10 protein-coding genes are annotated in these 12,537 nt (G+C 53.3%); all 10 read left to right on the top strand.

The window, feature by feature from the left end:
- Positions 1 to 4: 4 nt before the first annotated feature.
- The 10 genes from LK536_RS31105 to LK536_RS31060 all read left to right on the top strand — a co-directional run bounded on the left by LK536_RS31105 (position 5) and on the right by LK536_RS31060 (position 12,526).
- Complete coding sequence (locus LK536_RS31105) at positions 5 to 1,402, top strand: RsmF rRNA methyltransferase first C-terminal domain-containing protein (protein WP_227794917.1); 1,398 nt, start codon at positions 5 to 7, stop codon at positions 1,400 to 1,402.
- Positions 1,403 to 1,492: 90 nt separating this feature from the next.
- On the top strand, positions 1,493 to 2,257 hold the full coding sequence (locus LK536_RS31100; protein WP_120057340.1) for a pseudouridine synthase: 765 nt from the start codon (positions 1,493 to 1,495) through the stop codon (positions 2,255 to 2,257).
- A 25-nt stretch (positions 2,258 to 2,282) separates the two neighbouring features.
- Entirely contained in the window at positions 2,283 to 2,945 is a 663-nt protein-coding gene (locus LK536_RS31095; RefSeq protein WP_025482016.1) for an HAD family hydrolase, read from the top strand.
- Positions 2,942 to 4,975 carry a YgiQ family radical SAM protein gene (locus LK536_RS31090; protein ID WP_227794916.1) on the top strand — a complete coding sequence of 678 codons (2,034 nt, stop codon included), beginning with the start codon at positions 2,942 to 2,944 and terminating at the stop codon, positions 4,973 to 4,975. The genes LK536_RS31095 and LK536_RS31090 overlap by 4 nt, the downstream gene beginning before the upstream one ends.
- Before the next feature lie 2 nt (positions 4,976 to 4,977).
- Positions 4,978 to 5,748 (top strand): SDR family NAD(P)-dependent oxidoreductase, encoded by a 771-nt coding sequence (locus LK536_RS31085; protein WP_025482015.1) that lies wholly within the window; start codon positions 4,978 to 4,980, stop codon positions 5,746 to 5,748.
- Positions 5,749 to 5,767: 19 nt separating this feature from the next.
- Positions 5,768 to 6,760: an RluA family pseudouridine synthase gene (locus LK536_RS31080; RefSeq protein WP_120057337.1), complete on the top strand. Its 993-nt coding sequence runs from the start codon at positions 5,768 to 5,770 to the stop codon at positions 6,758 to 6,760.
- Positions 6,761 to 6,871: 111 nt separating this feature from the next.
- Positions 6,872 to 7,966, top strand: a complete 1,095-nt coding sequence (gene trpS / locus LK536_RS31075) for a tryptophan--tRNA ligase (protein WP_008725539.1) — start codon at positions 6,872 to 6,874, stop codon at positions 7,964 to 7,966.
- Between the two features lie 259 nt (positions 7,967 to 8,225).
- Positions 8,226 to 10,052, top strand: coding sequence for a hypothetical protein (locus LK536_RS31070; protein WP_506092019.1), 1,827 nt, complete (start codon positions 8,226 to 8,228; stop codon positions 10,050 to 10,052).
- A 122-nt stretch (positions 10,053 to 10,174) separates the two neighbouring features.
- Positions 10,175 to 10,975, top strand: coding sequence for a MerR family transcriptional regulator (locus LK536_RS31065; RefSeq protein ID WP_227794914.1), 801 nt, complete (start codon positions 10,175 to 10,177; stop codon positions 10,973 to 10,975).
- A gap of 396 nt (positions 10,976 to 11,371) precedes the next feature.
- Entirely contained in the window at positions 11,372 to 12,526 is a 1,155-nt protein-coding gene (locus LK536_RS31060) for a LuxE/PaaK family acyltransferase (RefSeq protein WP_227794913.1), read from the top strand.
- Positions 12,527 to 12,537: the final 11 nt, after the last annotated feature.

Genomic DNA, 12,537 nt, shown 5'->3' with positions numbered 1-12,537 from the left:
AAGGATGACGGATGTAAAACAGCTCCCAAAGGAATTCCTGGCAGAAATGAAGCTGCTTCTGGGGGATGAATACGACAGGTATCTTAAGAGCTTTGAGGAAGGCTTTCAGCCGGGACTCAGGGTTAATACATTAAAGACGGAGCCTTCACGGCTGAGGGCAATGGTCCCTTGGGAGCTGGAGCCGGTGCCGTGGACGGAGAACGGGTTCTACTACGGCAGTGAAGCAGGGGCAGATGGAGGCCCGCGGCCGTCCAAGCATCCGGCTTATTACTGCGGTCTCTATTATCTCCAGGAACCCAGCGCCATGACCCCGGCCGCCATGCTTCCGGTAAAGCCGGGGGACCGGGTCCTGGACCTTTGTGCGGCGCCGGGCGGCAAGAGCACGGAACTGGGAGCCAGGCTGAAGGGCCGGGGGATGCTGGTGTCCAACGATATCAGCTATTCCAGGGCAAGGGCGCTTCTTAAGAACCTGGAACTGGCCGGGGTCCCTAATATCTGCGTCACAAGCGAAAGCCCGGAAAAGCTGGCAGAAGTGTGGCCGGAATTTTTTGACAAAATCCTGGTGGATGCGCCCTGTTCCGGGGAAGGGATGTTCCGCCGGGATGAGGACATGGTGAAGGACTGGGCCTCCAATGGACCCTCATACTACGCACCCATCCAGCGCCAGATCCTGGGCCAGGCGGTCCGGATGTTAAAGCCGGGCGGAATGCTGCTTTATTCCACCTGCACCTTTTCACGGACCGAGGATGAGGGGAACATTGAGTATGTACTGGAACATTATCCGCAGATGGAGCTGTGCATGCTTGATCTGTCAGCCGTACCCGGCGCAGTGGATGGAATCGGGCTTAAGGGCTGTTTGCGGCTCTTTCCCCACAGGCTGAAGGGAGAGGGACATTTCCTTGCCCTGCTGAGAAAGAAGAAAACGGATGTGGACATGCCCGCGGAATGCAGGCGGAAAAACACGAAAGCCTTAAAGTCCCTGAAACGCCAGGACGACCTGGTCCGTTTCATGGAATCCCTGTCCCTCAAGCTGGATGAGGAACGGATTGTGCTTCATCAGGACCATGTGTATTATCTGCCGGAGGGGCTGGAGTGGAACCTGCCCCTGCGGTTCCTGCGCACAGGACTGTTGCTTGGGGAACTGAAAAAGGGCAGGTTCGAGCCATCCCAGGCCCTGGCCATGGCCCTTAAGGCGGACCAGTTTGATACGGTTGTCCGTCTGGGACATGAGGATGAACGGGTGGTGCGTTACCTGAAAGGGGAGACAGTGGAACTATCAGAGGAAGAAGGCCCTGTAAAGGGCTGGTGCCTGGTGGCCATGGAAGACTATCCCATGGGCTGGGCCAAGGGCACCGGAATGAGCCTTAAGAATAAATACTATCCCGGCTGGCGGTGGCAGTAGGATGCCGGATGGCTCCTGCAGCGGTACCAGGATTGGCCGGGCGGTTCCGTCTGGGTCGGGATGTGGGTTTTGGGAAGAATGGTGATATGAGTGGCAGATAAGAAAAAACAGAAGACAGGCCCGATGAGGCTGGATAAATTCCTGGGAGAGATGGGATACGGCACCCGAACCCAGATAAAAGAGATGGTGAGGAAAGGACGTGTCCAGGTCAATGGACAGGTGATAAAGGCCCCCGAGTCCAAACTGGCGCCGGAGACAGACCAGGTCATGGTGGACCAGTCGGTGGTGGGATATGCCAGGATGGAATATTATATGCTTAATAAGCCAAAGGACGTGGTGAGCGCCACAACGGACAGCCGTTATCCGACCGTGGTGGGGCTGATTGGTGATGCGCTGCGGAAGGACCTTTTTCCGGTGGGCCGCCTGGATGTGGATACGGAAGGGCTTCTCATCATCACCAATGACGGGGAAATGGCCCACAATCTGCTTTCCCCGAAAAAACATGTGGATAAGGTGTACATGGCCCGGCTTTCCGGCCAGCTTCCAGTGAATGCGAAAGAGCGGTTTTCGGAAGGGATTGTCCTGGATGACGGGGTTAAGACCCTTCCAGCCCTATTGGAATATGAGGGGCATGGAAACGGCCCGGAGGGGCTGACGGAAGTCCTCCTCACCATCCGGGAAGGCAAGTTCCACCAGGTAAAGCGCATGTTTGAGGCGCTGGGCTGCCATGTGGAGTATCTGAAGCGGATGTCCATGGGGCCGCTTGGGCTGGACCCGGAACTGGAGCCTGGACAATACCGTCCCCTTACGGAGGAAGAAATCCGCAGCCTGAAGGAAGCGGGAACAGGTAAGTGATTAACGGACAGAGGAATTGGAGAAAATGAAAATAAATCAGAAAAAGGCAGTTATATTTGATTTGGATGGGACACTGGTGGATTCCATGTGGATGTGGAAGACCATTGACATAGAGTATCTTGCCAGATATGGCCTGGAATGTCCCGATGATCTGCAGAGGGAGATTGAAGGCATGAGCTTTTCGGAGACAGCCTCCTATTTTAAAAGGAGGTTTGGCCTTGAGGATTCCCTGGATGGCATTAAGGAAGCCTGGGTCCAGATGTCCATTGAGAAATATAAGAACGAGGTTACCTTAAAACCCGGCGCCAGGGCATTCCTGGACTATATATGGGACAAAGGGATACCTGCCGGGATTGCAACCAGCAATGGCCGGGCCATGGTGGACGCGGTCCTGGATTCCCTGGACATACGCAGGTATTTCCGGGTGGTGGCAACGGCCTGCGAGGTGGCTGCCGGGAAACCGGCCCCGGACATCTACCTGAACGTGGCAGGACGCCTGCAGGTGGCGCCGTCGGACTGCGTGGTGTTTGAGGATGTCCCGGCCGGGATCCAGGCGGGAAAGAATGCCGGGATGACCGTGTTTGCGGTGGAGGATGCATTTTCCCTGGACATGAGGGAAGAGAAGATGCAGCTGGCGGATTACTATATTAAGGATTACTATGAATTATTAGATGGAGCGGCAGGATGAAAAACGATTATTTACCCATGAACCGTCATGATATGAGTATCAGGGGATGGAAACAGTGCGATTTTGTTTATGTATCAGGGGATGCCTATGTGGACCATCCTTCCTTTGGGACGGCCATCATATCCAGGATACTGGAGGCACATGGATACAAGGTGGGAATCATTGCCCAGCCGGACTGGAAGGACAAAAAAAGCATTGAAATCCTGGGACGTCCCCGCCTCGGCTTCCTGGTGTCGGCCGGAAACATGGATTCCATGGTGAATCATTATTCCGTATCCAAAAAACGCAGGAAGGAAGACTCCTATACGCCGGGAGGAGTCATGGGCAGACGTCCGGATTATGCGGTTGTGGTGTATTGCAACCTAATCCGTTCCGTGTATAAGGATGCGCCCATCATCATCGGGGGAATCGAGGCCAGCCTGCGCAGGCTGGCGCATTATGATTACTGGTCTGGAAAGCTGAAGCGTTCCGTGCTCCTGGATTCCCAGGCCGACATCATCTCCTACGGCATGGGGGAGCGCTCCATTGTTGAGATAGCGGATGCCCTGGACAGCGGGATTGACGTAAAGGATATCACATTCATCGACGGGACCGTGTATAAGGCCAAAAGCCTGGAGTCCGTCTATGATTACAGGCTGCTGCCTGATTATACGGAGCTTTTAAGGGACAAGAAGGAGTATGCAAGAAGCTTTTATGTCCAGTACAGCAACACGGACCCATTTTCCGGGAAGCGCCTGGTGGAGCCTTATGAGGGAAAGGTGTTCGTGGTCCAGAATCCGCCTGCAAAGCCTTTGGGCCAGGAGGAGATGGATGCGGTTTATGACCTTCCCTACATGAGGAATTACCATCCCTCCTATGAAGAACTGGGAGGTGTTCCGGCTATCCGCGAGATAAAGTTCAGCCTTATCAGCAACCGGGGATGCTTCGGCGCCTGCAGTTTCTGCGCCCTTACCTTCCATCAGGGCAGGATCATACAGGCCAGGAGCCATGAATCCCTGATAGGGGAAGCAAAGCTTCTGACTGAGGAGCCGGATTTTAAAGGATACATCCACGATGTGGGCGGCCCCACGGCGGATTTCCGGTTCCCGGCCTGTGACAAGCAGCTGACAAAGGGCGCATGCCCGGGCCGCCAGTGCCTGTTCCCTGAACCATGTAAGAACCTTAAGGCGGATCACAGCGATTATATTGCGCTTTTGAGGAAACTCCGTGCCCTGCCAAAGGTAAAGAAGGTATTCATCCGGTCCGGTATCCGTTTTGACTATGTGCTGGCAGACCCCAGCCGCAGATTCCTGAAGGAACTTTGTGAGTTCCATGTGAGCGGACAGCTGAAGGTTGCGCCGGAACATGTGGCGGATAAGGTGCTCCAGATGATGGGCAAACCGAAAAACAGCGTATACAGGCAGTTTGTAAAGGAATATAAGGAGATGAACGGCAGGCTTGGCAAGGAGCAGTATCTGGTCCCCTACCTGATGTCCTCCCACCCGGGCTCGTCCATGAAGGAGGCAGTGGAACTGGCTGAATACCTCCGTGACCTGGGCTATATGCCGGAACAGGTCCAGGACTTTTATCCCACGCCTTCCACCATCTCCACCTGCATGTATTATACCGGGTATGACTGCAGGACCATGGAACAGGTGTATGTTCCGGTAAATCCCCATGAAAAGGCCATGCAGAGGGCGCTGATACAGTACAGGAACCCCAAGAACCATGACCTTGTGGCGGAAGCCCTTAAGATTGCCGGAAGGACGGATTTAATCGGATTTGATAAAAAATGCCTGATAAGGCCAAGAAGCAGCTACGGCCAGGGACAGGGCGCCCAGGGAAGCAGACCGGGCCGGACAGCGGCGGGCCAGATGAACCAGCCGGGCCGGACCGCAAAAGGCCAGGGGAAGCAGCCGGGCCGGACAGCGGCGGGTCAGATGAACCAACCGGGCCGGACCGCAAAAGGCCAGGGGAAGCAGCCGGGTCAGGCCGCAGCCGGCCATCCAAAGAAAACAATCCGCAACGTTCATAAAAAGAAAGGATCCTGATAATGAAGATTGCCGTAGTAACCGGAGCATCCTCCGGAATGGGAAGGGAAATGATCATCCAGCTGTGGGAGCATTTTAAAGGATTTGATGAAATGTGGATCATAGCCAGAAGGGAAGGACGTCTTGACGAACTGGACCGCCAGGTGGGGGTCCCGCTGCGCAAGTTTGCCCTGGACCTTACAAAAGAAAAGGATCTGCGTGTGTTGGAGCGGGAGCTTTCAGAGAAGGATCCCCAGGTAAAATTCCTGGTCAATGCAGCCGGGTTTGGCAAGATCGGGACCGTGGAGTCCCTGGCCCTGGTTGATGAGACGGACATGGTACGCTTAAACTGTGAAGCGCTGTGCGCCGTGACACGTCTGGTGCTGCCCTATATGACATGCAACAGCCGCATCATCCAGTTTGCATCCTCAGCCGCCTTCCTTCCGCAGCCGGGATTTGCCATCTATGCGGCAACCAAGTCATTTGTACTCAGTTACAGCAGGGCGTTAAACCAGGAACTGAAAGCCAGGAACATTTATGTGACATCAGTCTGCCCCGGACCGGTCAGAACGGAATTTTTCGACATAGCGGAGACCACGGGGGAGATTCCCCTGTACAAGCGTCTGGTCATGGCCAACCCCAGGCGGGTGGTGTCAAAGGCCATCAGGGACAGCGTGGCCGGAAAGGAAATTTCCGTGTACGGTCTTACCATGAAAGCTTTCCGGATACTCTGCAAGGTCCTGCCGCACCGCCTGATACTCAGGATGATGGAGTGGTGCAACCATATAATCTGAAGATAAGGAGAATCCCCATATGCAGACATTGACTGTGACCCCCAATGAGGCCGGGCAGCGCATGGATAAGCTTCTCGCCAAATACCTGGACCAGGCCGGCAAGGGGTTTCTTTATAAAATGATGAGGAAAAAGAATATTACCCTTAACGGGAAGAAATGTGACGGCTCCGAACACCTGGAGGAAGGCGATGAAATCCAGCTGTTCATGGCCGATGAGACCATTGAGAAGTTCCAGGCAGCCCCAAAGGCCCCGGCCCGGTCAACGGCCGGGTACGGATATAAAAAGCTGGATATCATCTATGAAGACAGGCACATATTGGTGGTGAACAAACCCTCAGGCATGCTGTCCCAGAAGGCCAGGGAGGGGGACATGTCCCTTAATGAATATATCCTTAATTATCTGATTGATTCCGGCGGCCTGCCCATAAGCCAGCTGCGCACCTTCAAACCCTCCATCTGCAACCGCCTGGACCGCAACACCAGCGGACTTGTGGTGGCTGGCAAATCCCTGGCAGGGCTTCAGGTCATGAACGGGGTGTTTAAGGACAGGAGCCTGCACAAGTATTACCAGTGCCTGGTGGCCGGACAGATTAAGGAGAAGAAACTGATAGCCGGTTTCCTGCGCAAGGATGAGGCTGCGAATACAGTGACAATCTACCCGCTGGAGGTGGAGGACAGCGTGCCCATCATGACAGAGTACCTTCCCCTGGCAGGGAATGGAAGCCACACGCTTCTCCAGGTGACCTTAATCACAGGCCGCAGCCATCAGATACGCGCCCATCTGGCATCCATCGGCCATCCCATCGTGGGGGACTATAAATACGGCAGACAGGACCTGAACGACGCCATGAAGAAGAAATACGGCGTGCGTTCCCAGCTGCTCCATTCCTGGCGTCTGGTGATGCCTGATAAACTGCCGCAGCCCCTGGATTACCTAAGCGGGAAAGAGATGGTCGCGGGGCTGCCGGACCAGTTTGCCAGGGTGCTTAAAGGGGAAGGGATGACCCTGTGATTCTTGACAGGAAGCCATCTTCAGGTTATGATAGTACAAGCGATAAAATGTGGACCGGGGCAGCATGTTCCAAACACCCTGGCGTAACATGAGAATGAGAGGATTTTTGAAATGGGAAAGATTATTTTGACGGGTGACCGTCCCACGGGACGGCTTCACGTAGGACATTATGTAGGCTCACTGAAGCGCAGGGTGGAACTTCAGAACTCAGGTGGGTTTGATGAGATTTATATTATGATAGCAGATGCCCAGGCGCTTACTGATAATGCGGACAACCCGGAAAAGGTGCGCCAGAACATCATCGAGGTGGCGCTGGATTATCTGGCATGCGGCCTGGACCCGGCAAAGTCCGTGCTGTTCATCCAGTCCCAGATTCCGGAGCTGTGTGAGATGAGTTTCTATTATATGGATCTGGTGACCGTGTCCAGGCTCCAGCGCAATCCAACGGTCAAATCCGAAATCCAGATGAGAGGGTTTGAGGCGAGCATCCCGGTTGGGTTCTTTACGTATCCCATCAGCCAGGCAGCTGACATCACTGCGTTTAAGGCCACCACGGTGCCGGTGGGGGAAGACCAGGCTCCGATGATTGAGCAGACCAGGGAGATTGTGCACAAGTTCAATTCTGTTTACGGGGAAACCCTGGTTGAACCGGACATCCTCCTGCCGGACAACAAGGCCTGCCTGAGGCTTCCGGGCATTGACGGCAAGGCCAAGATGAGCAAGTCCCTTGGCAACTGCATCTACCTGTCTGACACTGAGGCAGAAGTCAAAAAGAAAATCATGTCCATGTTTACAGACCCCAACCATCTGCGGGTGGAGGACCCGGGCCAGGTGGAAGGCAACCCGGTATTCATTTATCTGGACGCGTTCTGCAGGGATGAACATTTTGCAGAGTACCTGCCGGATTACAGGAACCTGGATGAGCTTAAGGCCCACTACATGAGGGGCGGCCTTGGGGATGTGAAGGTCAAGAAGTTCCTGAACAATGTGCTGCAGGATGAACTCCGCCCCATCCGTGAGCGCCGTAAGGAGATTGCCAAGGACATCCCGGCCGTTTACCGCATACTGGAAGAGGGCAGCCGTAAGGCCAAGGCCAAGGCGGCACAAACCCTGGCAGAGATGAAGCGGGCCATGAAGATTAATTATTTCGAGGATAAGGAACTGATTGCAGAGCAGGCAGAGCGGTTCCGTTCTGAGATGGAGTAAGCGTATCCGATAATTGCTTTCCGTCAAATGGAAGAATGAAAATCATTAAAATCATAAGAGGATTCCTGAAACCATAGGGATCCTTTTTTCTTTATGATATAATGTGTTTAAAGTATTTTTACTGGAGAGGAAGCGTATGGGACAGTCAAGGGTAATGAGATTTACGTTCACAAAGGCGGAAATTAGGGAGTTTGCAGCCAGGATGACGTTGGTTGCTTTGCAAAAGCTGTGGATTTTCTGGATTTTATTCATTTTGTACATGGCAGGGGAGCTTATCATGACAGTGGCTTTGCAGAGGTCCTGGCAGGGTTTTGTCCTAAGCCTTATAAGCGGGGGGAGTGTTTTGGCAATCCTCCTTGTTGTCATGTACCTTATCAACTATTGCCAGGCGCTTAAGGCAGGCATGCTGGAGCCGGCGGCCTACTGGATTGAGGATGGCTGTCTGTGCTGTGAAAAGAACAGGACCAGGATACCCTGCAGTGATTATGTGCGCCGCTGGGAGAGCCGGCACCTGATAGTCCTGGGATGGGAAAGCGGAAGATATAATCTGGCAGCGACCCCAATACCGAAGCGTGTGTTTGGGGATAAGGGGGAAATGGAAGCCTTCCTGTCAGCCTTTTGTCCGGCTGCCCATGCCGCCGGCCAGGAACATGCAGGCGGGGGAAGGTTTAATTACTATTTCAGGATGGATCCCGGGTCCTGGGCACATGCCTATATCCAGATGCTGCAGGCTGTCCGTGTTTTAAGGGCGCCCCGCATCAGGAGGATCCGGTGTATCCTGTTTTTTGTCTTAACCGGGTTCTATATACGGACTCTCATGACAAGCCCGCTGTATGGCATCACGCGCTTCATAATCCATGCCCTGCCGTATCTTATCATAGGCATTGTCATATATGCCATGGGAAATCCATGGCCAAGTGAAAAGGCGTACGCCAGGTTCTCTGGACATGGACGTCTGGGGAATGACGGGACCGGCATCTGGGAAATGGCTTTCATGGATGAAACAATCAGGGTCCGTAAGGGGCAGCAGCTGTTTGACTGCAGCTGGCAGGATTACGCATATCTGATGGAGTCCGATGATACGTTCCTCCTGGTCCGCCTGTGCGGCGTGCTGCAGGCCCAGTTCCTGCCGGTTCCCAAATGGGTATTCAGCGGCCCGGAGGAGATGCAGGCCTTTGCCAGGTTCTGCGGGAGCAGGGGCGTGACCATAAGGAAGGAACGGATTCAGACATCACTGAAAAGGGAAAAAGGGAAATGGATCATATGCGGGGTCCTGCTGCTGGTGCTTGTGGTTTTATATGCCCAGCTCAGGATTGCTTATTCCATTGCCGCCGGTTCGGTCCAACAGAGGATGGAACGCCTGGTGGAGGATGGGTCATTGGAAAAAGGGATGGAAATGGAAAAAGGGATGGAAATGGAAAAAACAGGGCAGCGGGGAACCATGGAGGCCTTTGTTTTTGACCCGGCGGATTATCCGGACTATGTCCCCATTGAAATCCAGGTGGAGGTGCTTAAGTCCCTTGGGATTGACGGACTGGAGGAAGGGACTGTGGAGGAATACAAAAAGTGGATGGAGCAGGACCCGTGGAGCCGAACCTTCATGGAGGGTTATCCATATTATTCCCTGTTATCAGGAATCGGATCAGGGGAGTATGACGAGGAGACGTATGAGAAGACAGGCTGGTCAGGAACCGTGTACTGGTTTGATTTTGAAGGCTGGGATATCAGTGAGGATTACATTGACATCATGAAAGGGGTACAGGCCATTGGAGGGGATGATTTTATCCTGTCGGATATGGAGGAGGACACGTCCGGGGTGGACTGGGAAAATGGAACAGGCACCATTGACGTGACCTTTACCCTGGACGGCAGGCCGCTAAGATTTTGTGCGGAAATGGAGAATGACTGGATAGACAGTTCGTTCCTTCAATTCCTGGGCCGCTCCCTTATGGAGGGCGGGAAGGAAAAACGCCTCTATTACATGGGAGACAATGGCCAGGGGGCAATCCTTTTTTATAATACGCCTGAGTGGGCGGCAATGTTTCAGGATAAGACCGGGATTGAACTTCTTGAAGCCGGGGGATGACTGCAGGAATCTGATAAACGGAGAATCTGATAAAAAGTCCTTGACCCTGACCTTAGGTAAGAGATTATACTGAATCCAGATCCGGATCAGGTAAAACAGAAATTGAATGGAGGAGCAGGAGCATGCTGACCATAGGACAGATGTCAAGGGTTTGCGGTGTGAGTGTGAAGACGCTGCATCACTATGATAAAATCGGCCTTTTGAAACCACAGAAAACAGATGAAGCCAATGGATACCGTTATTATGAGGATTCCCAGATCGGTACCATGCTGCTTATCGGAAGGCTGAAACGGTATGGCTTTACACTCACTGATATTCAACGCCTGTTGACCGTCAAAGATAGCAGGGAGCTGCTGCGCCAGATGCATCAGCAGAGATTCCGCTTGGAGCGGCAGATGGAGCACATTTCCATTACCATCAGGGAGATGGGCTATCATCTGGAAGAATTCGAAAGGACAGGTGATATCATGAGTTATCAGAATAATTATGAGATAGTGGTAAAGGAAGCAGGGGAGCAGGTACTGGCCACCCACAGGCAGAAGATGTCAGTGGAAGAGTTCGGCACCTATTATGGGAAGATATATGAGAAGATTGCCAGGGAACACCTGGAAGTCAACGGCATTGTGATGGCGATATACCATGACCAGGAGTTTGACCCGGCCTTCAGCGATATTGAACTGGGTGTGGGAATTACGGAGAGGGACAAGGCGGACTTTATTTTGCCGGGCCACCTCTGTGCAACCACGATTCACAAAGGCGCGTATTCCGGTCTTCCTGACGCATATGGGGCCATTGTGGCCTGGATTAACGCTAATGGGTATAAGATGGACGGAATGCCCTATGAAATCTATCTGAAGACACATTTTGACAAGCTTCCTCCGGAAGAGTGGGTGACAGAGATATTCTTTCCTGTCAGGAAGTAATCAGGGCGTATCAGGAAATTGCTTTCCGTCAGCTGTGCGTCCCGCCTGGTGGGTTCCTTAGGGCATATGGCGGGAATGGACTGTCAGGCATGATCTGGCAGGGATGGGGCCGGTCTTTTTTCGTCAGGAAGACCGGTCCTTTTTTAATACCTGGATCCTGAACGGATGGGGTACTGGTAATATTTTCGATTTTCTGAATATATCCTTAATATGCCTGTCCTTCCATTGACTGGAAACCCTGGGCACCATATACTTAGTTCATGAGGAGGTTGTGCGATGAAAAAGGTGTCGGGTTTATGAAGGAACGCCTTACCACACATCCGTATTTGTGAATAAGGAAGGAGAAAACGGCTGGACAGCCCTTGACTGGGTTAATGCCGAGACAGGGGGAGACAGATGACAGGTACAGTACCGCGCGGACAATCAGGATGCCGGGGCAGGCTATTCAGCACCCGGGATATGTATGATATTGAGAGGACAGAGGGGCTTTTTGCGGCAGCGGTCCGTGAAAACTGTGCATTCCATTACAGGAACTGTCCGGAATACAGGAGGATCCTTGATTATACCGGATTCAGACCGGAATCCATAGAAGGAATGGGGGATATTGCGGGAATTCCCTTTCTTCCCACCCTGTTTTTTAAACGCCACGCAGTCTTTTCCATGCCGGAGGATAAAATCAGGACAAAAGTCCTGTCTTCCGGCACATCCGGAATGTCCAGCTGTATCGGATATGATGCGGGAGCCATGGCCTGCGGGGTATATATGGGACTTAAGGTGGCTGCCAGGAGCCGCCTCGTGTCTGCCAGACCGGCTAATTATATCATTCTTGGATACCGGCCCCATAGGGATAACCCAACAGGAGTGACAAGGACCATGTTCCTGTCTACCTTTTTTTCGCCTGCCCTTAGACGGACCTATGCCCTGGAATGGAAGGACGGGCAGTATTATCCGGATATGGATGGGGTTGTCCGGGAAATGATAAGGTGCAGCAGATCTTCCTTCCCGGTACGGATACTGGGGTTTCCGTCCTATACATGGTTTGCCTTGAAACTGCTGGAACAGAAGGGAATCCGTCTTTCCTTCCCCAAGGGGTCCCGGATTGTGCTGAGCGGGGGATGGAAACAGCACGGGGCAGAGGAAGTGGATAAAAAGGTGCTCTACCGCCTTGCAGGACAGGTGCTTGGAATCGGGGAGGAGGATATCGTTGAGTTCTTCAGCGCGGTGGAGCATCCGGTCCTTTATTGTACCTGTAAGAACCATCATTTCCATGTCCCGGTCTACAGCCGTGTCATCATACGCGATGTGGATACCCTGAAACCGCTGGGCTATGGAAAGCAGGGACTTGTGAACCTGGTGACGCCCATGATGAAAGCAACGCCCATACTCAGCGTGATGACAGATGATCTGGGAGTGCTTCATGAAGGGGCAGGATGCGGATGCGGCATAGCCTCCCCTTACCTGGAACTGAAGGGGCGGGCAGGAATCCGGGAAATCAGGACGTGCGCGGCGGGGGCAGAGGCGTATCTGCGCGGGCAGGAGTGGATGCTTTAGGAGAGAGGGGG

Source organism: Clostridium pacaense, from assembly GCF_020709765.2.
Taxonomy (GTDB): domain Bacteria; phylum Bacillota; class Clostridia; order Lachnospirales; family Lachnospiraceae; genus Enterocloster; species Enterocloster hominis.
This window is presented reverse-complemented; position numbering and strand designations above follow the sequence as displayed.